Source organism: Verrucomicrobiota bacterium (genome assembly GCA_016871535.1).
Taxonomy (GTDB): domain Bacteria; phylum Verrucomicrobiota; class Verrucomicrobiia; order Limisphaerales; family SIBE01; genus VHCZ01.
Genome location: VHCZ01000004.1, coordinates 21,069 through 46,370, shown reverse-complemented (window position 1 = coordinate 46,370; position 25,302 = coordinate 21,069). Strand labels below are relative to the sequence as shown.

Annotated in this window: 15 protein-coding genes and 1 pseudogene; 6 read left to right on the top strand and 10 right to left on the bottom strand. The window is 60.7% G+C overall.

Annotated elements, in window-relative coordinates; genetic code table 11:
• Window positions 1-182: 182 nt before the first annotated feature.
• From FJ398_01285 to FJ398_01265, 5 genes are all read right to left on the bottom strand, one after another.
• A complete protein-coding gene (locus FJ398_01285) occupies window positions 183-1,589 on the bottom strand; it encodes a DUF1501 domain-containing protein (protein MBM3836588.1) in 1,407 nt (468 codons plus the stop codon).
• A 189-nt stretch (window positions 1,590-1,778) separates the two neighbouring features.
• Entirely contained in the window at window positions 1,779-4,907 is a 3,129-nt protein-coding gene (locus FJ398_01280) for a DUF1549 domain-containing protein (GenBank protein MBM3836587.1), read from the bottom strand.
• Window positions 4,904-5,806 carry a DNA methylase gene (locus FJ398_01275; protein MBM3836586.1) on the bottom strand — a complete coding sequence of 301 codons (903 nt, stop codon included), beginning with the start codon at window positions 5,804-5,806 and terminating at the stop codon, window positions 4,904-4,906. Before FJ398_01275 ends, FJ398_01280 begins: the two co-directional genes overlap by 4 nt.
• A 3-nt stretch (window positions 5,807-5,809) precedes the next feature.
• Window positions 5,810-7,009, bottom strand: a complete 1,200-nt coding sequence (locus FJ398_01270; GenBank protein ID MBM3836585.1) for a site-specific DNA-methyltransferase — start codon at window positions 7,007-7,009, stop codon at window positions 5,810-5,812.
• A 637-nt stretch (window positions 7,010-7,646) separates the two neighbouring features.
• On the bottom strand, window positions 7,647-8,951 hold the full coding sequence (locus tag FJ398_01265; GenBank protein ID MBM3836584.1) for a DUF1552 domain-containing protein: 1,305 nt from the start codon (window positions 8,949-8,951) through the stop codon (window positions 7,647-7,649).
• Window positions 8,952-9,103: 152 nt separating this feature from the next.
• On the opposite strand from FJ398_01265, the gene FJ398_01260 reads away from it, so the two are divergent.
• Both FJ398_01260 and FJ398_01255 read left to right on the top strand, forming a co-directional pair.
• The gene (locus FJ398_01260; protein MBM3836583.1) at window positions 9,104-9,310 is read left to right on the top strand and encodes a hypothetical protein; all 207 of its coding nucleotides are present in this window, start codon (window positions 9,104-9,106) and stop codon (window positions 9,308-9,310) included.
• A gap of 3 nt (window positions 9,311-9,313) precedes the next feature.
• Window positions 9,314-9,730 carry a retroviral-like aspartic protease gene (locus tag FJ398_01255; protein ID MBM3836582.1) on the top strand — a complete coding sequence of 139 codons (417 nt, stop codon included), beginning with the start codon at window positions 9,314-9,316 and terminating at the stop codon, window positions 9,728-9,730.
• A gap of 23 nt (window positions 9,731-9,753) precedes the next feature.
• On the opposite strand, the gene FJ398_01250 is transcribed toward FJ398_01255, so the two are convergent.
• Both FJ398_01250 and FJ398_01245 read right to left on the bottom strand, forming a co-directional pair.
• On the bottom strand, window positions 9,754-12,612 hold the full coding sequence (locus FJ398_01250; GenBank protein MBM3836581.1) for a DUF1592 domain-containing protein: 2,859 nt from the start codon (window positions 12,610-12,612) through the stop codon (window positions 9,754-9,756).
• Window positions 12,613-13,701: 1,089 nt separating this feature from the next.
• A pseudogene (locus tag FJ398_01245) lies at window positions 13,702-14,574 on the bottom strand (DUF1587 domain-containing protein).
• A 303-nt stretch (window positions 14,575-14,877) separates the two neighbouring features.
• On the opposite strand from FJ398_01245, the gene FJ398_01240 reads away from it, so the two are divergent.
• From FJ398_01240 to FJ398_01230, 3 genes are all read left to right on the top strand, one after another.
• On the top strand, window positions 14,878-15,564 hold the full coding sequence (locus tag FJ398_01240) for a hypothetical protein (protein MBM3836580.1): 687 nt from the start codon (window positions 14,878-14,880) through the stop codon (window positions 15,562-15,564).
• Window positions 15,565-15,733: 169 nt separating this feature from the next.
• Window positions 15,734-16,747, top strand: a complete 1,014-nt coding sequence (locus FJ398_01235) for an SMP-30/gluconolactonase/LRE family protein (GenBank protein MBM3836579.1) — start codon at window positions 15,734-15,736, stop codon at window positions 16,745-16,747.
• A 300-nt stretch (window positions 16,748-17,047) separates the two neighbouring features.
• Complete coding sequence (locus FJ398_01230; protein MBM3836578.1) at window positions 17,048-19,069, top strand: molybdopterin oxidoreductase family protein; 2,022 nt, start codon at window positions 17,048-17,050, stop codon at window positions 19,067-19,069.
• A gap of 92 nt (window positions 19,070-19,161) precedes the next feature.
• On the opposite strand, the gene FJ398_01225 is transcribed toward FJ398_01230, so the two are convergent.
• Window positions 19,162-21,387, bottom strand: coding sequence for a tail-specific protease (locus FJ398_01225; GenBank protein ID MBM3836577.1), 2,226 nt, complete (start codon window positions 21,385-21,387; stop codon window positions 19,162-19,164).
• Here FJ398_01225 and FJ398_01220 point away from each other — a divergent pair.
• Window positions 21,314-24,160, top strand: a complete 2,847-nt coding sequence (locus FJ398_01220) for a DUF1553 domain-containing protein (protein ID MBM3836576.1) — start codon at window positions 21,314-21,316, stop codon at window positions 24,158-24,160. The genes FJ398_01225 and FJ398_01220 overlap by 74 nt on opposite strands.
• 9 nt (window positions 24,161-24,169) lie before the next feature.
• Here the strand turns inward: FJ398_01220 and FJ398_01215 are convergent, their stop codons facing one another.
• Together FJ398_01215 and FJ398_01210 are read right to left on the bottom strand one after the other, a co-directional pair.
• Window positions 24,170-24,607, bottom strand: a complete 438-nt coding sequence (locus tag FJ398_01215) for a DUF1844 domain-containing protein (GenBank protein ID MBM3836575.1) — start codon at window positions 24,605-24,607, stop codon at window positions 24,170-24,172.
• Window positions 24,604-25,293, bottom strand: coding sequence for a hypothetical protein (locus FJ398_01210; GenBank protein ID MBM3836574.1), 690 nt, complete (start codon window positions 25,291-25,293; stop codon window positions 24,604-24,606). The genes FJ398_01215 and FJ398_01210 overlap by 4 nt, the downstream gene beginning before the upstream one ends.
• Between the last annotated feature and the right edge of the window lie 9 nt (window positions 25,294-25,302).

Sequence of the window (25,302 nt, the reverse complement as noted above, 5' to 3'; positions counted from 1 at the left end):
GGAGCATACGCGCCCTCGCGTGTCTCGACTGGCGCCTCGCCAGTCGGAACGCCGTCGAAACCATCGTGCTGAGTAGGGACTGTTCGCTCCGATTGAATGCGGTCGGCGAGGGCGCCGACCGCGGCACGCGAGGGCGCGGGCGCTCCTCATTTCAACTTCGATGCATGGATAAAACCCGCGCATCATGCAAGAACCTCCTTTACGACACGCCCGTGCACATCCGTCAGCCGGAAGTCGCGGCCGGCGTAGCGATACGTCAGTTTCTCGTGGTCGAGGCCGAGCAGCGCCAGCAGGGTCGCGTGCAAATCGTGGACGTGAACTTTGTCCTTCGCGGCGAAGTAGCCGTAATCGTCGGTCTCGCCAAAGCTGAAACCGCGCTTCACGCCGCCGCCCGCCAGCCACATCGTGTAGCCATGCGGATTATGGTCGCGGCCATCGCCGTTCAATTCTGTCACCGGCGTGCGGCCGAATTCACCGCCCCAGAGCACAAGCGTGTCGTCGAGCAACCCGCGGGCTTTGAGGTCAATGAGGAGGGCGGCGATCGGCTGGTCCACCTCGCGGGCGTTCTTGGCGTGGTCGCGGGTCAGGTCACTGTGCTGGTCCCACTTGTAACTGTGCGTGGCTTGAACGAAGCGCACTCCGGCCTCGGCAAAGCGCCGCGCCATCAGGCATTGCCGCCCGAAATTCGCCGTCACCGGATCGTCCAGGCCGTAGAGCTTTTTCGTGGCCTCGCTTTCGCCGCGGAGGTCCTGAAGTTCCGGGGCAGCCATTTGCATGCGGAACGCAAGTTCGAACGAATTGATTCGCGCTTCCAGGGCCGAATCCGGGCCGGTGTCCGCAAGCCTTCGCTCGTTCATTTCGCGCAACAGATCGAGTTCGAGCCGCTGGAGATCGAGCGGCGTGTCGTTGGCGTTTTTGATGAACGGAATTTGCGCTTGAGCCGATGGTGTGCCCGCGTTGCCCAGCGCCGTTGCCTGGTGAATCGCCGGCAAGAAGGCCGAGCTATAGGCATTCACGCCCCCGTGCGATAACGTCGGACAAATCGTGATGAAGCTGGGGAGATCGCGGTTCTCGGTGCCGAGCCCATAGCTCACCCACGAACCCAGGCTGGGCCGAACGAAGGTGTCGCTGCCCGTGTGCAATTCCAGCAGCGCGCCGCCGTGGCGCGAGTTCGATCCGTGCATGCCTCTGAGGAAACAAATCTCGTCGGCACACCGCGCCACATTCGGAAACAGTTCGCTGGCCCACGCGCCGCCCTGGCCGTGTTGGCGGAATTTCCAGGGCGACTTTAGCAAGTGGCTCGTCTGTGACGAGAAGACGCGCGGCTTGGGAAATGGCAGCGGCTTGCCGTGGTCGCGCTCCAGCAGCGGCTTGTAATCGAAGGTATCGACCTGCGACGGCCCACCATGCATGAACAAGAAGATGACGCGCCGGGCGCGGGCCGGGAAGAGCGGCGCCTGGGGAGCGAGAGGGTTCGTCGGAGCGTGGGAGCGTGGGAGCGTGGGAGCGTTCGCCGCGCTGAGGCGTTGTTCGCCAAGCAAACTCGCGAGGGCCAGATAGCCGAAGCCAGCCGCAGAGACGCGCAACATCTCGCGGCGCGTGAAGACCGGTGTGAATTGGTGACAGCCGCAGGGTTTCATGAGTGACTGCTTTGCTTGGTGACAGGAGCAGTAACCGTGAACCCACCCCTTCCCCTCCCGGGAGGGGAGCAGAGTTTCCTGCGCCAGTTGCATGTTTCCCCTCCTGGGAGGGGCGAAGGGGTGGGTTTCATTGGCGGTTTACTCCACATAAATAAACTCGTTCGATGCCAGCACGACCCGGGCGAGACTTTGCCAGGCATTGACGCGGCTTGTCTCGGACGACACTCCCCGATCGGCCGATTTCGCCGCGTACCGATCCAGATACTTCAGCGCCGCGGTCCGTTCCGGTTCGGTCGGAGATCGGCTCAAGGCGGTGCGATAGAGTTTCTCCAGCCGCGCCGAATCGTCGCGTAAATTCCCGGCCAGCAAGTAATCCCTTGGTAAAGGTTGGTGGAGCGAGGCTCCTGCCGAGCCATGCGTCGATGGCGATTGGCTCGCGAGGACGCTCGTCCCACCTTCACCGGCGGAATACGCCAGCAACGTATCAGCCAGCCGCCGGGAAGCGTCGGCGACCAGTTTGCTGTTCATCATGAACAGCGCCTGCGGCGCGACCGTCGTCTGATCGCGATGGCCGTTGAGCGTGCTCGGATCGGCAAAGTCGAAAATCTGGAAAACGTTGTAGAGCGCGCTGCGAATCACAGGCAAATAAACTGAACGGAGTGGCTGAACGAAGAGTGCGCTGTCAAGCTTGCTGGCAGTGCTGGTGACGTACGCGCGATTCGAGACCGTCAAGAGCGACCCACCCATTTTCAAGTCCAGACCGCCGCTGACGTAGAGAATAGAGTCTCGAATCGCTTCGGCTTCAAGGCGGCGGCGTGGGAAATGGCTGAGAAGTCGGTTTTCGGGGTCGAGCGTCGCGAGGCGACGGGGGTAATCCCCATTCAGTAACCCGTGATCAGTATTCAGTGAGCGCCAATCAATCCCGGTTGTGCGTGAGTAATCAGTATTCAGTTTCCAGTGATCAGCCGGCTGAGCCGGTGCGGACCGACTGACTGAATACCGATTACTGATCACTAAATACTGATCACTGGCCACCGGCCACTGACCACTGACCACTCCCCCTTGCCCCGCTTGCTGGTACACCGCCGAATTCATGACGAGCCGATGCATCGCCTTTACACTCCAGCCGGATTCGACGAACCAGCGCGCCAGCCAGTCGAGCAACTCCGGATGCGTCGGCTTTTCGCCCAGTGTGCCGAAGTTGTCCGGTGACCGCACCAGACCCTCGCCGAAATGTCCGTGCCAGATGCGGTTCACCATGATCCGCGCGGTTAGCGGATGATCGGGGTCGGTCAGCCATTTGGCGAGATGGAGGCGTCCGCTGTCGTTCGTGGAGATCGCCGGACCGGTCGGCGCGCGGATGGAAGAGAGAAAACCGCGCGGCGCCAAATCGCCCTGGCTCAAATAACTGCCCCGAATGTGCACGCGAAGGTTTTGCACGGCGCCATCCGAGACCGCCATGGCTTCGGGCAACACGGGCAAGCTTTGTTCGAAGGATTTCAACGCCGCGCGAGCCTCTTTGAGTTCGGCCGCCTGATTGGTCGTGAAACCGCTCTCCGCATTCTTCGGCAGCTCGAACGGCCCTTTGGGGGCATAGAGAATCTGCCGGAAGGACTCCTGCACCGGATCTGAGAGTTTGTCCGCCTTCGCGCCGTTCGTGGAAGACTTCAGTTGCTGCCACGCCCGATCAGCCTGAGCGAATTGTTCGCCGTAACGTTGGGCCAGTTCTGCAAGCGAGCGTGGAGGGGTCTCTCCGAAAAGAGCCTGCGCGCAGGGTGATTGGTACGCTCCGTTCCCCCTCACCCCGGCCCTCTCCCTTGGGGAGAGGGAGTCACCGTCGGCTGCAGATCGGGTATCTGTTGATTCCGGGAGTTTCTCGCTTTTCCCCGCTTGCGAGGAAAGAAGTGACGGACCGGGAGTGGTTTGAGCCGGAGTCGAGGACAGAATGCCTTTCTCCCTCTCCCCAAGGGAGAGGGCCGGGGTGAGGGGGAGGTGAGCGTCGCCAACCCCAGGCGACTTCGACTCTCCCGAGCGCTCCGCTTGCGCTCGCGCGACCCATTCATGCCACAGCTTCAGTGCGGAGTTGGTGTCCTTCTCCGTCTTTTCCAAATACGCCGCCCATTGCTTCAAGAACTCCGGCCCGAGCGCCGCGTTGGTGGATGCGCCCGGAGTGCTTTCATTCGTCACTTTAGTCCTTTGCTCCCGTAAACGCGGTTCGGTCGCAGCAAGCAGATACTCGGCCGCGCGCGACCGGGCTTCGCGGAGCAACTGCGTATTGGCTTCGGCAATCAACCCGTTGACGCGCCGCTGCTGCTCGTCGATCCGTTTGCGATGCGCCGCGAGCCGCTCGATTTCCTCCGGTCGGCCGAGCGGGCGTTCCTGCCAGCGCGCGACGACCTTGAAGTTATCCATCGTGTGCGTGCTCTTGAAGATGCCGGCCAACGCGTAGTAGTCCCTGGCCGGCACCGGATCATACTTGTGATCGTGGCACCGCGCGCAGCCGACGGTCAGGCCCATGAACGCGCGGCTGGCGGTGTCCAGTTGTTCGTCGACGATGTCCATCTCCATTTTGACCGGGTCGTCCTCGGCGAGCATCTTGGGACCGATGGTCAGAAAACCGGTGGCGATGATCCGCTCGTAATCCCGGGTGGCGCCCGCCGGCGGAAGGAGGTCTCCCGCGAGTTGCTCCAGGATGAACTGGTCGTAAGGTTTGTCGGTGTTGAAGGCGGCGATCACATAATCGCGATATCGCCAGGCGCTGGCGTAAGCGAGGTTTTCGTCCATGCCATTCGAGTCGGCGTAACGCGCGACGTCCAGCCAGTGCCGCCCCCAACGCTCGCCGTAGCGGGGCGACGCCAGCAACCGCTCGATGACTCTGGCGAATGCGTCCGATGATTTGTCCGCCAAAAAGGCATCGACTTCGTCGGGTCTTGGCGGAAGTCCTATGAGGTCGAAGGTCGCGCGTCGAAGCAAGGTGCGTTTGTCAGCGGGCGAAGCCGGGTGCAGTCCGTGCTCTTCGAGTTTGGCGAGAGTGAATCGGTCAATAGCCGTGCGCGGCCACGTAATGTTTTTCACAACGGGGGCGGACGGATTTTCGATGGGCTGGAAGGCCCAATGAGGCTGGGCGTTTGACTCCGCGGCGAGAGGTGAGAGGCTCGTCGCAAACAGACTCACCAGCGCAATCTGGATTGATCTTTCGAGCGACACAAAACCGAGCCGGTAAATATCACCCTGGACCGCGATCCAGGTCAGACGGAGGATCTTCATGCCTTCTCAAAAGTTCTGAGGAAGGCAATAGCTTCCTGTCGCGTGGGGAATGTGGCTTCGATCTTCGCCCCATTGTTGAAACGAACGAGAATCTCAAACATCTCGCGCTGTTCGGCTTCTTCTCCCAACCGGTAGGCCTTCTCTTCTTCGATCAGGTAAGAAATGGCGCTCTTGATGTCGGAGCACTCGACAGTCTGACCTCGTAGAACAGCTAAACGCACCGAGACGACACCGCGAAGCAGTGATGCTTCCAGCTGCGATTGAAACCCCGCCACGCCAGCGGCGTGCAGCCGGTAAAGCGACTTCAAAAACTTGTCTATTGACTCTGACTGCGGCAGTTCCTCCCATTGCGCGATCTTCCGCTGAAATTCCTCCTCACTCGTCACGCGGTCCACGGATGAAGCGTCAATTCCAATCTGCTGGAACGCCTCGATGATGGATTCGTACGGGATGTGAAGGACGGAGAAACCTTTCGATTCAAGCTGCGCCAGCGCATTGCGCGTGAACTCGCCCGAGGGCACCGCGCCGCAGAACGGCTGACTACGTGCGAAGGTCAGCGCGATCGGCAAGACTGCGGCTTCTATTTCCTGGACCTTGTTCTTGGAATGCTTGGTGTATCTGCGCCACGCGGATTCGATGAATGCAACGGGAACACCGAGCTCATCTTCTGTCCCGCCTCGCTCAAGCACGTAGTCCAAGTCGTGACGATTGCCGTAAGAATCCCGCCACATCACTTTTGACAAGTCTCTGCCGCCTTGCTTCGCCCTCGCGCGCCGCGGCTTCTTGAAGTCGAGATATAGTCCGTGCTTATCCGCGATGCTCCTGAGCATGTGGCGAACAAACTGCTCGAAGACGTCACCGATGATTTGTCCCCACCGATGAGCGTAGGATTCAGCCATAGGTCAACCGCGAAGCCACAGATGACCTTCGCACAGCGGCACGCGATGTTTGCGATTCTTCCACTTGGTATTTCGGTCTCGGAGTTTCCGGAAGGTCCACGACTCAAATCCCGCAGCCTGCGCGAGCTTGCCGAGCCAATCGATGACCGGCACGTAAACGCCATAAGGCGCAGAATCGCCAATCACGAAGCAAACCTCACACGGTGATGCGCACACGCGGCGCAGCGCCCGCCACACCTGGGCCAAGTCGAGGAAGTAGCAGGCGATCATGTTGTTGTAGGTCTTCTTGCCGCCCCGCTCCAGCCGTACCGCCGAGAGCTCGCCGCAGACCGGCACAATCTCATCACGGATGGGTGCAAGTTCCGGCGACGCCAGCACGTTGTCCAGATTCACTGAGTTCGGCGGTACGTGCTGCGAGCAGGCGCGGATCAGATGTCTTCTCACCGCCTCCTGTAGATCGCCCCACCCACGAATCTCGCCCATGAACGCCATCTCTAGCCGCGTCGCGTCGGCGTAATCGTAGTTGTTCGCGTAAGGCGGTGACGTAATGACGAGCGTGGCCCAGCCACCCGGAACAGTCCCGCACGTTCGCGCGTCGTCCGCATGCAATTTCGCCAACGGCTTGGCCCGACGCGCCATAAAACGGATGTCACTCGCAATCGTCAGGACTGCGTTGTGCAGCGCGGTTTCAGGAGACGGAGGCGCCGTCTTGCGTCGGCCCGGCAACACGTATTGCCACGGCGCCGTACCCGCTTCGGACGTGACGCGCAAGGCTGACACTAAAGCCATCCAAAGCAACTCCGCTTCGCGCGTGCCATCCTGTTCCTTTTCAACGGCCTGACGGAAGCGATCCAGAAAATCGAGCGTCTCAGGACCGAAACATTTTTGGATGAGTTCCGGGTAATCGTTTGCAGCCTGCGCCGTTCTGGCGAACCGAAACACGCGATCCGCCTTGGCTAGAAACCGCTCCGGGTCGGCGGTGTAAGCAAGTTTGGCCCTGGCGACGCGATGAACAAATGGATGCGCCTCCAACCCGTAAGATTCGACGCCCATCTCGTCACATGCGAGACACGTCGTGCCCGAACCGACGAACGGGTCGAGCACCCGCAGTTCTTGGCCCTTTCGTTCGGCCAGCAACCACTTCACCCACTCCGCCGAAAAGCCCGCACTGTAGCGAAACCAACGGTGAATCGGAAGCCGCAAGTTGTCGAGAAAGTTGGATGTGTGCCCAACTACTTCTAGCGCGGGACGAACTTCATCGGCGTCGTCCGACTCAAACAAGTCGAGAACCGCTTGCTCGTAATCTTCGCGAAGACGCAGCAACACGTTATCGGCTCCCTGTCCCGGTGGATATTTCAGCGATTCTGCCATGCGTTCGGCCGATGTTGTTCCTTGATTCTTTCGCCTTCATGCCATTTCGAGTTACGTGAGGTCTTCTTGGCAAGCATCTTCCTGTATTGCCGAAACTTCGCTTGGAGTTGCATAGGTTCGCGGCGGAACGGGATGCACCTATCTCTTTTCTTAGCCGCTCCTCGGAGCGATTCCTTGTGCCTCTTCGCCGTGAACGAGCGAACGATTTGGTTCAAGACAGCCACTGCGATCTTCGTGAACTCGTAGTCGTTCATTTGCCGAACGTTTTACCAGGGTTCAGGAGCAAGCGCCGCAAGAAATTGTCGCTTCGGCCGCTTTCACGCCCTGCTTTGTCAGCGCCTTTCTGGACGAACTCGCGGGACTTTTCTTGCATTTCTTGGCGCCGGGCTTCTTCCCCGCGTAGTCAGCTTTGGCTGCGACCAGAATGCGCCCACCCTCGGTCGTACTTCTTCAATACGCTGCTATGCTCTTACACCTCAGCCAGCGGTTCCGGCGCGTCGCCGAACTTGCCGAGGCGCACGTCCATCTTGTCCATCATCGAAAGATAAAGGCGGCACATCTGGCGCTCCGGTTTCTCTTTGAAATCCAGCACGCGGCCGCCTTTGACGCGGCCGCCCGCGCCTCCCAGCATCACGACCGGTAACTGCGTCGCGTCATGGCTGCCGGTCAGCATGCTCGACAGGAAGAGGAGCATCGTATTGTCGAGCGCCGTGCGTTCGCTTTCTTGAATGGCGTCGAGCTTGCGCGCGATGTACGCGACTTGCTCCAGGAAAAACTGGTTCACCTTCAGCCAGTCCGAGGTGTCCGAGTGCGAGAGCAGATGGTGAATCATGTAATCCACACCGAGGTTCGGGAAGCGCAACGAAGAATGGTCGTTGTTCAACTTGAGCGTGCAAATGCGCGTCGTGTCGGTCTGGAACGCGAGCACCAGAATGTCGCACATCAAGCGCATGTGCTCGCCGATGTCCTGCGGGATGCCGTCCGGCGGGCGCGGGATGTTCGGCTGCGCCAGCGTCGGGCGCCAGCCCTGCAACTCGCCCTTCTGGCCGGCTTGCTCGATGCGTTGCTCCACGTCGCGAACGGAGTCGAGGTATTCGTCGAGCTTGCGCCGGTCCGTGGTGCTGATGTGGCGCCGGAGGTCGTTCGCGTCAGCGAGAACCGCGTCGAGCACGCTTTTGTCGCCGCGTTGCGCCTCGTCCTTGAAGAGCCGGTCAAAGGCGAGCGCAGGATAAATCTCCAGCGGCGTCGGCGTAGTCGGCGAGGTCCACGAGATGTGCGAACTGTAAAGCATCGAATAGTTTTTGTGCACGGACGGATTCGATTTCTCGCAACCGAGCACGAGGCTCGGCACTTTGGTCGAGTGCCCGTAACGCTGCGCCAGCAATTGATCGATGCTGGTGCCGGATCGAATCTCGCCGCCCGAGGCCAGCGGCGCGCCGGAAAGCAGATTCCCCGTCTGGGAACTGTGGATGTTGCCCTTGAGGGCCTCGGCATTGTAGAGGCCGCGGATGAAGAGCATCTTTTCGCGGAAGTCAGTGAGCGGCGCGAGGACCTTGCCCAGTTCCATGTTCTTGCCTTCGCCCTTTGCCCACCATTCCTTGCTGTGAAATCCGTTCCCAGCGAAAAGGACTGCCAAGCGCACGGGGGCCTCGCTGGCGGGCCTGGTCACCGTGGGCGTGTCGCCCCAGACGTTGAGCGATTCCAGCCAGGGCAGCGCCATGGTGACGCCGACCCCGCGGAGAAACGTGCGACGGGAGAATTGGTGTGTGGTCATAAGCGTAATTTGGTGCTCGCTTAATAATGCTCCCGACGCAGGTGGGCCGCAAGTTTTTCGAGGACCTTGAAACGCTTGATTTATATTTGAGCGCGCTGGCGCACTGGCGAAGATAATCGGCAAAAAGTCGTTGATTCCTTAAACTTACGAGCATGAAACTCGACGAACTTCTTCCCGTTCTTCACAAGCTGCCCCGCGCCGACAAATATCGAGCGGTTCAATTCCTGACTACGGAACTGGCGCAGGCTGAAGGAGGCCTGCTGCAAGGCTCGGAGTATCCCGTATGGTCCCCCTTTGAGGCGCACGACGCTGCCGCTACCCTGACTCAATACCTACGCGACGAAACGCAACTCAACTGAGTCATGGCTGCCCGCTTTGCCTACCTGCCGATTGCTTCAGGGCGTGGCGATGCCGCGCTCATGCCGGTTGTGCCGCTGCAACTGCGATTCAAGGACAATGAACCGATGCAGGTCCACGGACTGCTCGACTCTGGTGCGACGGTCAACGTGCTCCCGTACGGACTTGGCGTGCGGCTTGGCGCGGTGTGGGAAGCCCAAACGACCCGCGTAACGCTTGCAGGAAACCTAGCCGCGCAGGAGGCGCGCGCCTTGCTGGTCGAAGCGCAGGTGAGTAACTTCCCACTGGTGTCGCTCGTCTTCGCGTGTACCCGCTCCGAAAATGTACCCTTGCTGTTGGGGCAGGTGAATTTCTTCGAAGAGTTCGATGTTTGCTTCCACCGCTCCCGACGGCAGTTCGAGATTGAACCTGCGCGCAGATGAAAAACGCCCTGCGGGCTCCGAATTCACTCCTCCGCCGTGAATTCGCGGCCTCGAATCTCTCGGAATTGCCGGCTCCGGACGATCGACTCGACGGCCATGACAATCCGATAATCGTTTGATTTCAAACGCGCCTGGATTTCCGTGAGCAACGGTTCGTCTGACAACTGCACGCCGCGCCCCAGCGCGTAGCCGAGCAGTTTCCGGCAGAATTGTCGGAGAAAGGCATCGCGGCGCTGGGTCAACAAATACTGGCGCAAGCCATCGATGCCGTTGAACTCCGCACCATCCATCGCTTTTACACGGGTGTCGATGGGGCGATCCCCCAGGTCCTTCTCGCGGCGGCGGCCGATGGCGTCGAAACTTTCGAGCGCGTAGCCGTACGGGTCGATGCGCGCGTGGCAGCGAAGACAATTCGGATCGGAGGTGTGCTTCTCGACAAGTTGCCTCACGGTCAAACCTTCCGTGGCGGTTTCGTCTTCCGGCAGACGCGGCACTTCTTTGGGCGGGCGCGGGAGTTTTTCGCCGAGCAACACTTCCACGAGCCAGTTGCCGCGCAAGATTGGGCTGGTGCGCGAGGCGCCGGATTGTTTCGCCAGCGTCGCGGAAAGTCCGAGAATGCCGCCGCGCGAGAATTTCTTCACGCCTTCCACGCGCCGCCAGTCCGCGCCCATCACGCCGGGAATTTCGTAGTGCCGGGCCAGGGCCTCGTTCAAAAAAGTGTAATCGGCGTCCAGGATGTCCAGGACGGAGCCGTTGCGCTGGAACAAATCCGTGAAGAACTGGATTGGCTCTTCATACATTGCGCCGCGCAAATCGGCGAACGTCGGGAAATGCCGTTCGCTCTTTTCGTCCAATTCATCGAACGCGTAAACGTGCAGCCATTGGCAGGCGAACTCCGTGGCCAGCCTGCGCGCGCGCGGGTCCCGCAACATGCGCCGGGCTTGCGCCGCCAGCACGTCCGGATCGCGTAAGCGGCCGGCCGCGGCCACCTGGCGCAATTCCGCATCCGGCATCGTGGACCAGAGAAAATAGCTGAGCCGGCTGGCCAATTCCCAATCTGAAACCGGCGACGGTTCCACGCCGGGGCCAGGCTTCTCCAATCGATACAAGAAAGCCGGCGAGACGAGCACACGCGCCAGCGTGAGACGAACCGCTTCCTCGTGGGGCAACTCCTGCTCGCGCAACTTCTGGTAGAGAGCGCGCAATTCGGATTTCTCCGTTTCCGCCAATGGACGGCGATACGCGCGGTCGGCGAACTCGATCACGGCTTCGACGTGCTTCGGCTGCGTTTCGAGGAGCAACTGGCGGAAGGCGGCGGCGCGGTCCTGGATGGGCTTGCGGAGCGGCTCGAAGACTTTCGGGTCGGCGTCCTGCGTCGCGTATTGCCAGAGTTGTTCGAAGGCGTCCACGAGCGTGAGCGCGTCGTGGCTCACGTAGTGCAAGTCGTCCCAGAGCCCATTGAGCTTCGCGGTCTGCGCGTCGTCGAGCATCAACCGGCGCAAGTGTTCGTCCTCGCGATAAAAAAGCGTGAGCGTCACGACTTCATCCACGGGCACGATCTTCGTGTAGCAAAGCGCCGCAGGGAAGATTGTGCGGAACGCGTTGAAATCCGCTTCGATGCGGCGGCGCGCCTGGCTGCCTTCGTTGACGACGATGGGCGTGGCGTGGGAAGTCCGCCGGTTATTCGACGTCCACATGCCGTTGACTTGCGCCACGGTCAGCTCGCTCGGCAGCAAACCCAATTCGCGCTCGGGTTTCATCGTGAGCGCCTGCAGTTGAACGCTGCCTTCCGCGCCCGTATCGGAATGAAGTCTTCCCGTGGTTACAAATTCGCAGCCTTCGACAAGATCAGCCGGCAAGCGAATCTCAAGGACTGAAGGCGCCTGGAGGCAAAGGCTCGCGGAGTCGATGGATTGGCCGTTGGGGTGGCGGCCAAAGAACGCTGGAGCGAGAGACCATTCGCCGTTCTCGATTTCGGATTTCGGATTTCGGATTTCGGATTTTTGGCTGCGTTCCCGCTCACCCCGGCCCTCTCCCGCTGGGAGAGGGAGTGTCGTGTTCCGCGATGTGGCAGGGCTGGACGGGTCTGGATTGTTGGAAGCCGGCCTGCGCTTCTCCCTCTCCCCTGGGGCCCCTGGGGAGAGGGCTGGAGTGAGGCGGAAGGGCGCATCCGTTTTCGTGGAAGCCGAAGTGCTCGCCGAGTTTGCAGTTCCCCGGATTATCCCGCTGAACAGTGGCCCACTCAGGGAAGCCAATTGTCGATAAAGCGCCGCATCCGGACTGTCCTTGCTCTCCGGCGGTCCGGAGGTGAGCAAGCGCTGTAAGTCCTCGGCTAACTTCTGCTTTTCCTCCGTGCGCTCCGAAGATTGCCAACGCGCCAGCAAAGAACCGGCGGGAATCACCGGTCCCAACTCGTTGCCGCCCTGATCAGGCTCGGTGTAGAAGTGCCAGATCCCCTCATTGCCGAAACGGTCGGCGTGCGGGTTGCCCGCGGTCACGTCATCCGACACATCGCGCGCCAGGTTCCATTCACGCCCGCCTTCCCCGGTCGGAGAAAGGGACAAGTCGATCCCCGTCAGGTCGCAGGAGTGATTTCCATCGCGCGGGCCGATCAACAAGGACACAAGATCGCCGGTCTGCACCGCGATTCTCTCAATCGGGCCAACTTTGCCTTCTTTGCTGCCTTGAGCGAAGCCACTGACGAGCCGCTGCCGCGTGCTGCCGCGACGCAGTTCCAGCGACCACGTGACGCCGTTGCCGCACTCCGGATGCGCGTGCGTCACTTTTCCTTCCACGCGCAAGGATGTGGCGACTGGACTGCGCCAGCCGACTGCGGCCTGCAACTTCGGGGACGGATGCACGGCCACGCTGCGCGGTTTCATGTTGCCCGGAATTCGCACGTGTTGATCCGAAGAATTGGCCACCAGGAGCGGCGTGCTGTGGCTGCCCCAGCCTTTGACGAAGTCGTAACCCGCGGAGCTTGCGATGGTGTTCGTGAAGTAGGAATCGATCTTCGCTGCGCCGGGTGAACCGAGGCCCAGGAAATCGAGCCAGGCCCCCAGCACGTCGGCCGCGACGCCATGCCGGCTCGCCAACTCCGAGACGTCGAACTTTGTCGCCGTGCCGCTGACTTCCGCCGCAGCCATCAGACATTTCGCGGCGCTGGCAAACACTCGTTCCCGTTGCTGGGCCAGTTCGCGGCTGACCTCGCGCACGTCGCGGAGCAGCAAGTTCGGCCGTCCAGGCGCGACCAGCCGCGGCTGTTCCCAGACCACGAAATCATGGTCGTTCCCATCGCCGGCATCGGCCGCGACCAGATAGAGCGTGACTTCATTGCGGTTCGTGACGGTGGGAATCTTGATCCGAATTTCCTCTTTCGCCGTGAGCGGGTTGACTGGTTCCATCCAGGCTTTGGGGCCGCCCGCTTTCCCGATGTGGCCGACGCTGGCGAATCTCCAGAGCACGTTTTGCCACCGGGCGAACTCAGAGGCCAGGGCCGCTGCGCTGCCCGGTTTGGCTTCGCGCCAGCGCGCACGAAGCGGGTCAAGCAGCAGCGAAGATTGCCTGTCATTCAAGGTGACCCAAAGGTCACGAAGATACTTGGCGCTTAAACCGCGTTTGGCGGCGACTGACGAGGTCAAGCCTGCTTCTGCTTTGGCGCTCCGTTCCCCCTCACCCCGGCCCTCTCCCTCAGGGAGAGAATTCTCCGAAGCGTTTCGCATCTTGAACCCCTGAACCGATTCTTTAACCACGGATTTCGCGGATTTCGCGGATGGAGGAGCGGATTGATCCGTGTAATCCGTGGTTGAATAGGGTTCGTGGGGAGGGTGAGTCTTCTCCCGGGCAGGGATACGGCCGGCGGCGTTCGGATTTAGAGAAACTGCCCCGCCCAACTCCCTCTCCCTGGGGGAGGCCGGGGTGAGGGGAAAGGACGCATCCGATAAAAGCGCTGCCCTGAGTTCAAATGTCGCCTCCAGATATTTGTCCAGAGGCAGACGCCCGCCTTCGTTGGTGTTGAACTTGATTCCCTGCAAATTGACGGACGAGCCGCCTCGCGTGTCTGTGAACTCAGCATAGAACTCGCGAATCTGCGCGAGGATCTCCTCCGTCCAATCGCGCCGTGTGGTCTTGGGCGAAAACCGAATCCCGTCCGGCAACAACACGGCGTGGCCCGTAATCTCTTTGCCGGCGTCCAGATACTTCCTGAGCAACGCCGGAGACATCACGAGCGAATTGCCGGTGTTCATGAAACCTTCGCCCGCCGCGCCATCGACGGGGAACTCGCGCGCCGGATCCAGCGAATCGACGCCCGTCAAATCGCGGATCGTGTAACTGTATTCTCCGTTGGAAAGCCGGCGCAGCACCACGGGGCCCGGATCGCCCGCGCGCGAGCGTGCGATGTCATCAAGCACAGCTCGCACCCAATGAGACAATCGTTCGCGTTGCGCCGGGGTTGGCTGCGGCTTGTCTTTCGGCGGCATCTCATTGTCCGCAAGCTGCTCGGCGACGCGTTGCCAGACTTTCGGATGCCGCTTCACCTCGTCGAGCGACGCAAACCGTTCGAGGTCGAGTTCGCCCTTCTGCTTCTCGGTGGAGTGGCAGCTCAGGCAGAACTCGCCCAGCAAAGGACGGATGCTCTTGTCGAAAAATTGAGGCGTGACGGGAATCTCCGATTGCGCGAAGGCGCCACCGGCAATGGCGGCCAGCGCTAACGGGGCAAGGGAAGCTGCCAGGAAACCACGGACGATCCGAAGAACGCGAAACCCGGCGTTAGTATTGACTCCCGAATGCGCCTGGCGATCTGTCGCTTCCGATCCACACGAGAAATCATCGTTTGGCTTCATGGGATCATCGCGCGGCGCTTTGAACCGGAGGACGGGGCGAATTCGTGCCGTGTGGGAAAAGCCCCCGTAACAAGCTCGATCCTGGCACGCATCGGAACCGAAGTATAAAGCGAGAGGATGGACCGTCAAACCCGATAATCCGCGAACTGCGCCTCCAGCTTTGTCGTCAGGCGCTTCATCTTTTGCTCAAAGACCGGCCTTCGTTTCGAAATCCAGCGCAGTCGTTGCGCGTAGCCACAAATCAAAACAGACTTTTAAGTTGCGCTGGCGGACGGAAGCGGCCTGTAGCATTCTCTGGACGACATGCACAGGAAACCCGCCAGCGCAAAGATTCAGGCGTTGTTCAGAAAATTGCAGGCATTGGTCGAGCGAGGCGTGGGCGGGGAAAAGGCCGTCGCTCAGCGCAAACTGGCGCGTCTCACGGCGCGATACGACCTGAGCGTCCCCGCGACGAACGACACCCCGGACTTGTTCTCCGGCAGATTTGCCAATTCGTCCGCGGCCAGACGGATTTATTCCTTCGAGAGCAATGAGCTGGATGTTGCCAACGCGGTGAAATGGGCGATTGAATCGGCAACCAGAATCCGTTGCGTCCATAAGGGGGCGGATCTTCTGGCCGAGGCGACCCCCGCAACGGCGCGAAAGTTGGTCGAAATCTCCGATCACATCGCGAATAGTTTTCGGGCGTTGTTGGCCAGATTTGGCAAGCTTCATGGCGTTAGCCTTGCGGATCGAAGCGCCTTTCTCCTGGGGTTGTATGACGGGATGATGAACGAAACCCGGAGCGCCGGACAACGATTGCCGGGTCGATTCCACAGCGCGAAGAGGGGAAGAACCAGGAAGTCGCCGGCCAGCGATGCTTCGGGCGTCAATGTTCATCCGTATGCGATTGCGGTCGAGCTCGGCAAACAAATCCGTTTCTCGGTGCCTTTGGACCAAATCACCGCGGAGCTGGAAGTCATGGCGACGAAGTACCTGGCTCAGAGCTAAACCCGGAGGGCAGCCAACGAAGAAGATGAAGTCTGTGTTGCCTTTTGTTCGAAACTCCTGAACCACGGGAGCCTTGAGCGGCGGCGCTGCCTTGCCTATCCTGCTCCCACATTTGAAAAAGCCATCCAACAAGTCCAGGAAACTGGCGCGTCGTGAGGAGAAGCAAACCATGAAAATGAACCGCAGGAGTTTTCTCGCCGCCGGCAGCGCGACCGGAGCGCTGGCCGCCATGCCCGAAGCCCTGGCGCAATGGCAGCCCAGCCCGCGTTACCCCGATCCGCTGTTCAAAATCATCGATCCAGGCTTCGCGAAGTATCGGGTGAACCTCGCCAAAGTGGAAAAGATCGCTTCCGGCATGCGGTGGTGCGAAGGGCCGGTCTGGTTCGGCGATGGCCGCTACTTGATCTGGAGCGACATTCCCAACAACCGCATCATGCGCTGGGACGAGGAGACCGGCGCCGTCAGCGTTTTCCGCAAACCGTCGAACAACGCTAACGGCAACACGCGCGATCGCCAGGGCCGTTTGCTCACGTGCGAGCACGACGCGCGGCGCGTCACGCGCACCGAGTATGACGGCGCGATTACCGTGATCGCGGACCGTTACGACGGCAAGCCGCTGAATTCGCCGAACGACATCGTGTGCAAATCCGACGGCTCAATCTGGTTCACCGACCCGCCGTTTGGCATCCTGAGTTACTACGAAGGACACCTGGCTCGACCGGAATTGCCCACGAACGTGTACCGCTGGGATCCGAAGTCCGAGAAACTGACCGTCGTGGCAGGCGACATCAATCGCCCCAACGGCCTGGCATTCTCGCCGGACGAATCCAAGCTCTACATTGTCGAGGCCGGGGCCAGTCCGCGCGTGATCCGCGCTTACGACGCGACCAGCGGAGGCACACGGTTGTCTGGCGGACGCACGCTGATCACGGCTGAGCCGAACGGCACGCCGGACGGCTTGCGCGTGGACGTCGATGGCAATTTGTGGGTCGGCTGGGGCATGGGGGCGGAGGGATTGGACGGCGTGGCGGTGTTCAACGCGGATGGCAAATTGATTGGCCGCATCGACCTGCCGGAGCGGTGCGCGAACCTGTGTTTCGGGGGGCGTCATCGCAACCGGCTGTTCATGTGTGGGAGCACGTCGATGTTCTCGTTGTTTGTGAACACTCAGGGGTGCGATTAAAACTGTCGGTCAACGAAGTCTTCGCCCTCTCTTCCCGAAGGGGGGGAGGGCTGGGGAGAGGAGGGGCGTTGGATCGGGTCTCATGTTTCCATCGCAGAGTTCGATTGAATCTGGCTCGCGAGGACGCTCGCCCCACCCGGGTTGACGGCTTCTCAGTTAACGACGATGGGGGAGACTCCTGCCGGGCTTTTCTTCGATGGCATTGGCTCGGCAGGAGTCTCGCCCCACCAAGATTGATGAACATTACGCGAGTTGCGCGAATTCAAGTGCAACCGCCAGGGGCCCCGTTACAATGCTTCCATGGACACGAGCATTCGCACGACCTGCACGATGGACTGCCCGGATTCCTGCGCGCTGGAAATCCACGTCGCAGGCGGGCGAATCAAGCGTATCCAGGCCGCCCCGGACGAGTCGAGCAACCATCCCAACACCCAGGGCTTCATTTGTGACAAGATCGGGAAGTTCGATCGCCGCGTCTATCATGAGACCCGGATCCTTCATCCGATGCGGCGCGTGGGACCGAAGGGAGAGGGGCGATTCGAGCGGATTTCCTGGGACGAAGCGATTTCCACAATCGCGTCGAAGTTCCGCGAGATTATCGCGCGTTGGGGCGGCGAAGCCATCTTGCCGTATCATTATGACGGGTCGAATGGCTTGCTGAGCCACGATTTCCTGGATGCCTACCTCTTCGCCAAATTGAGCGCCTCACGGCTGGCCCGCACGCTGTGCGCGGCGCCGGCCAGCGCGGTTGCTTTGGGGATGTATGGCAAGATGCCCGGCGTGGCTTTCCAGGATTATCCGAACGCGCGCGCCATCGTCATCTGGGGCGCCAATCCCAAAGCCTCAAACATTCATCTGGTCCCGTACCTTCGGCAGGCGAAGAAGCGGGGCGCTTTCGTGGCCGTCGTCGATCCCATTCGTAATTTCAACTCCGGCGACGTCGATCTGCACTTGCCGGTTTATCCCGGCGCGGATTTGCCGGTCGCGTTGGCGATGATCCGGCTGTGGAACGAAGCCGGCCGCTTGGATCGCGCGTTCCTCGCTCAAAACGCGGACGGCCTGGAGCCGCTTCTGGCTGCGGCGAACGAATGGTCTCTCGAACGCGCTGCGGCCGCGGCGCGCGTGCCTCCGGGTGACATCGAAAAGCTGGCCCGCGCCTATGCGGTTTCGTCTCCGGCGGTGATCCGAGTCGGCTGGGGCATCGAGCGCAATCAAAACGGCGGGCAGGCATTGGCCGCGGTGATGGCCCTGCCGGCGTTGCTCGGCAAGTTCGGCGTCCGTGGCGGAGGCTACACACTTTCCAACAGCGGCGCGGCGAAGTTGGACACCGCCAAACTCTTCGGCGCGGATTCTCCTCCGACCAAATGGGCGACGCGCGAACTGAACATGAGCCAGTTGGGCCAGTTGCTCACGGACGGTCTCGCGCTGCCGGTGAAATCGCTCTTTGTCTATGACTGCAACCCGGTGGCGACGGCTCCGGACCAGAACGCGATCTTGCGCGGGCTGACGCGCGAGGACCTGTTCACCGTGGTTCATGAACAAGTCATGACGGACACCGCGCGCTTCGCCGACATCTTGCTCCCCGCGGTGACGTTTCTCGAACAACACGAAATCAAGCGGTCTTACGGAAGCTACATCGTCGGCGGAGTGCAACCGGCGATCGAAGCTTGCGGCGAAGCCAGGCCGAACGAGTGGGTGTTCGCACGGTTGGGCCGTGCCCTGGGGTTTTCTGACGAACCGTTCGGCTGGGACACTGCGACGAGCCTGCGGAAGGTCGCGGAGGCACTCAGCCTTTCTGGACAGCCGTGCGATTTCGCGACTGTGAGCCAGGGAGGCGTCCAGCGCTATCCGTTCCCGGGCGGCGGGCCGGTGCAATTCGAGAGTGTGCGTCCCTTGACGGCGGACGGGAGAATCCATCTTACGCCCGGCGCGCTCGGGTCCGCGCCGTTTCAATACTTGCCGGTGAACGATGGCCGATTCCCGCTGGCGCTGGTGAGCGCGTCAAACAACAAGATGATTTCCAGCACGCTGGGCGAGTTCAATTACCCCGAACTCTGGCTTGCAATTCATCCGGCCGACGCCGCCGCGCGCGGAATCGCAGACGGCGATGAGGTGCGGGTGTTCAACGACCTGGGCGAAGTGCACTGTCGCGCGCGCGTCAGCGATCGCCTGCGCGAGGGCGTCTGCGGCATGCCCAAAGGCGCCTGGCGAAAATCTTCACGGAACAGCCAGAGCACCACGGCGCTTTGTCCGCAGCACGTGAACGTGGTGGCCGGCGGCGCGTGTTTCAACGACGCGCGGGTGCAGGTGGAACGCGGTTGACAGGCTGGAAGTCGGCTGAGCCGCAGCTCAGCCCTACCATGAACGGGTAGGGCGGCGCTGCCGCGCCGCAGTTGCATCGGGCTCTACTCCTACTATTTGGCAACCGCGCCGGCTGTGCCGAGGTTACCCGAAGTCTTTCCGTCAGGAGAAAGCTTGGGGTCGGCGGCGGCAATCGCCGGGTCGTTTCTTCCAAGGGAAATGAAATCGGCCAAAATGCGCTTGGTTTCCTTCAGCACCGTATCAACCAACGGCGCTTTTGTTTCGTGCGCCGCATCCTCGTCGTCATCCGTTTTCTTTGGATGGTCCGGGCGGTCGGACTTCTCGGCTGGCTTTGATTGACCCACGGCCGGGGGCAAGCCGGGCTTGTCCGCGAGCGCGAGCGTGATTTCATAGACCGTTTCATTCCCGGGCGGGCGGGCTTTCAATTCTGCCTGGCGAGCTTTGGAGCGGGCTTCGGCGTCCGCCTTTTCTTTGAGCCGTTGTTCCTCGTTCAAAGAAACCGTCCGGTCCGCCAACGCCTTCTTCAATTGCTCGATATCCTCCTTCACGTATTGAAAATCCGGATCGGTTTCGACACGCGCCGACGAGCGTTTCTGAAGCTCCGCCAAATACGGCTGAACCCGGTTGAGCTTTTCGTATTTCGCCGCGGAAATCGTGTCCCAGGGGAGTGCGTTCTCCAGAGCCGATTCGCCGACGTCCGCGTGATTGTTCAGTGAAGGAAGGATGATGTCCGGCGCCACGCCTTTCAACTGCGTGGAAGAGCCGCTGGGCCGATAGAACTTTCGAATGGTGACTTTGACGGCGCCAGGACTGATCGTCGAGCGCCGGAATGCGGCAATCCGCTTGAGATCGATCAATTGCTGCACCGTTCCTTTGCCGTGAGTGGATTTATCGCCCACGACCACAGCGCGCTCGTAATCCTGCAACGCTCCCGCCAGGATTTCCGACGCTGAGGCGCTGAAACGGCTCGTCAGCACCACGAGCGGTCCGTCGTAAAGAACCGATTCGTCTTTGTCCGAATCTACGTGCTTCTGGCCGTCGTGGTCTTTGACCTGGACGACCGGGCCTTCCTTGATGAACAAACCGGTCAAATTGATCGCTTCCTCCAGCGAACCGCCGCCATTTCGGCGCAGGTCCAGAATCACGCCGTCCACGTTCTCGCTGGTTAGTTTCCGCAAGAGCAGCGCTACGTCGCGGGTCGTGCTCTTCCGGGGGCCGTCGTCGTCATCCTTTTTCCCGGTCAAATCCATCTGAGCATAGAACGAAGGCAGATCAATCACGCCGACGCGAACCTGTTTTCCGGTCGTGCCGGGGAAATCGATAATCTTGGCCTTGGCCTCTTGATCTTCCAGTTTGATCTCATCGCGAATCAGACTGACGACTTTGCGGACGGACGGATCGGGCGCGTCGGCCGGGATGATGGTGAGGCGCACTTCGGTGCCTTTGCGGCCGCGAATCATTTCCACCACCTTGTTCAATTTCATCTCGACCACATCGACGGGCTCGTTTGTGCCTTGGGCCACGGCGATGATCCGGTCGTTCTCTTTGAGTTGTTTGCTCTTTTGGGCCGGCCCGTTGGCCACCAGCGATTGAATCTTGCAGTACCCGTCCTCCGAACGGAGCAGCGCGCCGATGCCGGTCAAGGACAGGCTCATGTTGATGTTGAAGGTGTCCAACGAAGATTTCCCCATGTAATCCGTGTGCGGGTCAAACACCTGGGCCACGGCGGAAAGGTAAAGCTCCAACACGTCGTCGCGATCGTAATCCTGGAGCGAGCGCAGCAAGCGCGAATAACGCTTGGTGATCTTCGAGGCGATGTCCTCCGATTTTTCCTTGTTCAGCTTGTCCTGGAGGATTTCGTAGCGGAGGTGCTGCCGCCAGAGTTGTTTGGCTTCGGCCAGGTCTTTGGGGCGGGGGGATTTTTTCCGGTCGAGATTGTAGCGATCCGTGCCGGTGAACTCGAATTTCTCCGTGGCGAGCAGTTCACCGACGTAATCGACGCGCTGGGTCAAACGCTGCAGGAAGCGTGAGAAAATGTGCTGGGCCGGCGTGACGTCGCCCTTCTTCTTGAGCAGTTCGTCCAGGTGAGTGCGGTAGAGCGGATTGAATTCGTCGATGTCCGATTGGAGGAAATGCAGGTGCATGCCATCGAGCATCTCAATGTAGTGATCCAGCGCTTTGCTCGACCGCGCGTCGTCGAGTTCCTCCTGCAAGAAATGGTACTGTTCCAAGACCAGGGGAACGATGCGGGCAATATTGGTCTGGTCGGGTGCGACGTCCAGTCTCTGGACGGGCCGGCGGATCGTCTCGAGGAGCACCTGCCGGTTGGTCGGCGAGAACACCAGGGTCGTGTTTCGGGAAACGTCCGGTTCTTTGGTGGCCGCCGGAGCATCTTGCGCGGGCAGGGCTGTTGTCCAAATGAACGCCAGGAGGGAAACGGCTGCGGTCACGCTGCAACCAACGACGCGAATTCGATTTCTCACGTGTATTCTCAGGATAAATTTTACGCGGCACCCTAACACAGCCCTCTGGAATTACACCTTCTATTTTCTCATTTGGGGATTTATTCTACGTCCAATCTGCCTCACGCGCCCGATGAACACGCTTGGACTGGTTGCCCAACTCTGTTGCGCCTCCTTGCTCGCGCCCCTTCCCGGCCTGCCCGCCGCAACCACGGATTACACGGATAACACGGATAAAAAAGCTTTTAGTTCCGCGAAATCCGTGAAATCCGTGGTCCAAGAATCTGTCCAGTCGAAAGCAATTCACTGGGCGTTCCGCCTTTTGAGCAGGCCGGAATTACCACGAACGAAGAATTCTGACCGGGTGCGAACGCCGGTCGATTCCTTTCTGCTGGCGTCTCTCGAAGAGAACGGCCTCACGTTCTCTCCCGACGCCGATCGCCTGGCCTTCTTGCGGCGCGCTTCTCTGGACCTGATTGGTCTGCCGCCCTCGCCCGAAGAACTCCATTCCTTCCTCACCGACCCGCGACCCGATGCCGAAACGCGATGGATCGATCAATTGCTCGCTTCGCCGCACTTTGGAGAACGCTGGGGCCGCCACTGGCTGGACGCGGCGGGCTACGTCGATGTGCTCGGCGGCGACAACGACGCCGGCACGGTCAAGCTCGGCGAAGGCAAATGGCTCTACCGCGATTACGCCGTCCGCTCCTTCAATGCCGACAAACCGTACGACCGTTTCCTCCTGGAACAACTCGCCGGCGATGAACTGGCCGACTGGCGCTCGGCGGCGCATTTGACTCCGGACCTCAAGGAACTGCTGGTCGCCACGGGTTTTCTCCGCACCGCGTCCGACGACACGGACGAGAACGAATTGAACACGCTGGACATCCGCCACGGCGTGCTGCAACGAACCGGCGAGATCCTGGCCAACAACCTCCTCGCCCTGACCCTGCAATGCGCCAAATGTCACGACCACAAATACGAGCCGATCTCCCAGCGGGAGTATTACGCGTTCCTCGCGAACTTGAGTCCGGCCTTTGATCCCCAGGCGTGGCTCCAGCCGAAGCAACGGGCCCTGCCGGACGTGTCGAAAATCGAAAAGGCCGCCATCGACCGGCACAACCGCGAGATCGAACAGCAGGTCCAAAAACTGAAGGAACGCCAGGAGGGAATCCGGCGCCCGCATCGAGAACGGCTTTTTGAGGCCCGGTTGAATTCGATCCCGGAACCGATCCGGAACGATGTCCGGAAAGCGCTGGAAACCGAGGCGGAGAAACGCAGCGAAGTCCAAAAGTACCTCGCCGGGAAATTCGAGGCTGCTCTCAAGGTTAAGTCCGAAGAAATCTCCGCGGCCCTGAGCGGGAAGGAAGTTGCGGAACTGGCCGATCTCGACCGCCTGGTCGCCGGCTTGCAGAAACAGCGTCGAACACACGGAATCATCCAAGCCGTGTACGACACCGGGTTGCCGTCACCGTTCCATCTCTTGCGCCGCGGCAATCACGAGACACCGGGCGAAGAGGTGCAACCGGGATTCCTCACGGTGCTGTGCGCGGAGGAAGCAAGTGCCGCAGTTGAATCAAGCAGCTCTGAGGCACGCGGGCTTGTTCCTTTTCGCGAACATGCGGCTCGTAGTCCCGCGTTTACGTGGCCCGGACCGCCTAAAGGCGGGACTACAAGCGCCTTGCCCCGGCAAGCGGTTGACTCTAGTCGCAATTTACTCGCCGGTTCCAGCGGACGGCGGCTGGCGCTGGCCCGCTGGCTGACCGATCCCGATTCCCCGGCCAGCACGCTCGTCGCTCGAGTCTGGGTGAATCGAATCTGGCAGCACCTCTTCGGTCAGGGCATCGTCGAAACCAGCGATAACTTCGGCCTCTCCGGCTCCGGGCCGACCCATCCGCAACTCCTCGACTGGCTGGCGTCCGAATTGATCCGGCAAGGTTGGCGCACCAAACCGATCGTCCGGTTGATCATGAATTCCACAGTGTACCGCCAGTCTGCGACCGCGTCTGAAAATCCGAGCTCAGATCCCTCGAATCGACTCTTGTGGCGCCAGAGATTGCGCCGGCTGGAATCGGAGATCATTCGCGACGCCATCCTCGCCGTGAGCGGCAAGCTTGACCGCACGGTGGGCGGCGCGCCGATCCCGCTGGAGAGCCGGACGGACGGCTTGATCGTGGTCAACGCGAAGCAGATCGCGCGAGCTTCAGACTTGGGGCGGCGCAGCCTCTACATTTTGGCGCGCCGGAATTATCATTTGTCCCTCCTCAACACGTTCGACCAACCGATCGTCGCGACGAGTTGCATCCGGCGCTCTCCGGCCGCGGTCGTTTCGCAGTCACTCACGATGCTGAATGATGCGTTCGTCCTGGAGCAAGCCGGGCACTTCGCGGATCGAGTGTCGCGAGCCGTGCCGAGTCAGTCGACGGAGGATCGAATTCGGCTGGCGTTTGAACTGGCGCTGACGCGGCCGCCCAACACCGAGGAACTTCGGTGGTGCAGCCAAATGCTCCGGCAAACCGCGGAGCGCTTTCAGATTGAAAATGTCTCACCCGGCGAAGCAGCAACCAGAGCATTGCCCCAATTGTGTCACACGCTTTTGAACACCAGCGAGTTTCTCTTCGCGCCTTAGGGGTTCATTTCAATACCGCTTGGTGAATTTTTTGCGGGATTCTTCGTCGGCGGGTGGGGGCGTTGAAAGAGAGGATGCCGAAGCCGCGGCGTCGCAGACGGATTCAGATTGCGGTTGGGCTTTGGCGGTCGAAGGCGCCGGTTGAGGATTCTCGACGGCCTGGACGAACGACATGCGCAGCGAAGTCAGGCTTTGTTTCAGCAGACTGGCCTCGTTCTTGTTGAGATTCCCGCGGGTTTTGACCTCCAGCATTTCCAACTGGTCGATCAGCATCCGGGCGGAGTCGATGTCCTGGATGGTTTCGCCCGTTTCCGGATGGGGAACGCGTCCGAGGAACATCAGCGCCATGTTGGTTTGTTGAATCACCAGGTTCGCAAAAAGCGCCGAAGTCATTTCCTCCTGGCTCAACGGGGCAGCATCTTTCTCAGGCAGATCGGTCGAGCTCATGCGTTGTCCTGCTTTCGGTGGCGTCGAATCTCCGCGATCAAGAAATGGACGAGATGTTTCAGGCGGTTTTCGAGGTTCGTGGCTTCCAGGATGGTCTGACGATCCGTGGATTTCGGGAGCAGCGTGCAGGACACCAGGTCGGCGAGCTGGTCCGGATCCCGCAGTTTCACCAGGTATTTAATCACTTGCTTCAAGGAGAATACGGGCGCGGCGGCGTCCTCGCTCGCTTCTTCGAGTTGGCGAAGTTGCTTGAGCACGTGGACCGGAAGATCAAGGCCTTGCTCAAGCCGCTGCGCGACCAGCTCCAGAACTTTCGCGCTGAGCGCATCCACCGCCACACTGTCGCGCCCCGTGGTGTGAAGGGGCCGGATGCGCTGAACGCGGTACGGTTTGTAACGGACCACTTCGGCCAGTTCGACCCGCGTGATCCCCTGCAAGATGAGATGAGAAGTGCCGTCGCGATTGGAGATGGAGGCGCGGATGAGGCCCAGCCCGCCGATGCCGGAGGGAGTTTCGCGCGCGCGGCCCGTTCGCTGCATTGCGACGGTGAACATGCGATGAGAATTGAGCGCGTCGGAAAGCATCTTCCGGTAACGAGTCTCGAAGATGTAGAGCGGCAGCATGGCCTGCGGGAACAGCGTCGCGTTCGGCAGGGTCATGACCGGGACCTCGCTGGGCAATTGCATGAATACAAT

What these genes read in the sequence shown, in the direction of transcription:
- FJ398_01285 (MBM3836588.1), bottom strand. Translation starts at nt 1,589, where the DNA reads ATGTTGCGCGTCTCTGCGGCTGGCTTCGGCTATCTGGCCCTCGCGAGT.
- FJ398_01280 (MBM3836587.1), bottom strand. Translation starts at nt 4,907, where the DNA reads ATGAAGATCCTCCGTCTGACCTGGATCGCGGTCCAGGGTGATATTTAC.
- FJ398_01275 (MBM3836586.1), bottom strand. Translation starts at nt 5,806, where the DNA reads ATGGCTGAATCCTACGCTCATCGGTGGGGACAAATCATCGGTGACGTC.
- FJ398_01265 (MBM3836584.1), bottom strand. Translation starts at nt 8,951, where the DNA reads ATGACCACACACCAATTCTCCCGTCGCACGTTTCTCCGCGGGGTCGGC.
- FJ398_01260 (MBM3836583.1), top strand. Translation starts at nt 9,104, where the DNA reads ATGAAACTCGACGAACTTCTTCCCGTTCTTCACAAGCTGCCCCGCGCC.
- FJ398_01255 (MBM3836582.1), top strand. Translation starts at nt 9,314, where the DNA reads ATGGCTGCCCGCTTTGCCTACCTGCCGATTGCTTCAGGGCGTGGCGAT.
- FJ398_01250 (MBM3836581.1), bottom strand. Translation starts at nt 12,612, where the DNA reads ATGAAACCGCGCAGCGTGGCCGTGCATCCGTCCCCGAAGTTGCAGGCC.
- FJ398_01240 (MBM3836580.1), top strand. Translation starts at nt 14,878, where the DNA reads ATGCACAGGAAACCCGCCAGCGCAAAGATTCAGGCGTTGTTCAGAAAA.
- FJ398_01235 (MBM3836579.1), top strand. Translation starts at nt 15,734, where the DNA reads ATGAAAATGAACCGCAGGAGTTTTCTCGCCGCCGGCAGCGCGACCGGA.
- FJ398_01230 (MBM3836578.1), top strand. Translation starts at nt 17,048, where the DNA reads ATGGACACGAGCATTCGCACGACCTGCACGATGGACTGCCCGGATTCC.
- FJ398_01220 (MBM3836576.1), top strand. Translation starts at nt 21,314, where the DNA reads ATGCGGGCAATATTGGTCTGGTCGGGTGCGACGTCCAGTCTCTGGACG.
- FJ398_01215 (MBM3836575.1), bottom strand. Translation starts at nt 24,607, where the DNA reads ATGAGCTCGACCGATCTGCCTGAGAAAGATGCTGCCCCGTTGAGCCAG.
- FJ398_01210 (MBM3836574.1), bottom strand. Translation starts at nt 25,293, where the DNA reads ATGCAATTGCCCAGCGAGGTCCCGGTCATGACCCTGCCGAACGCGACG.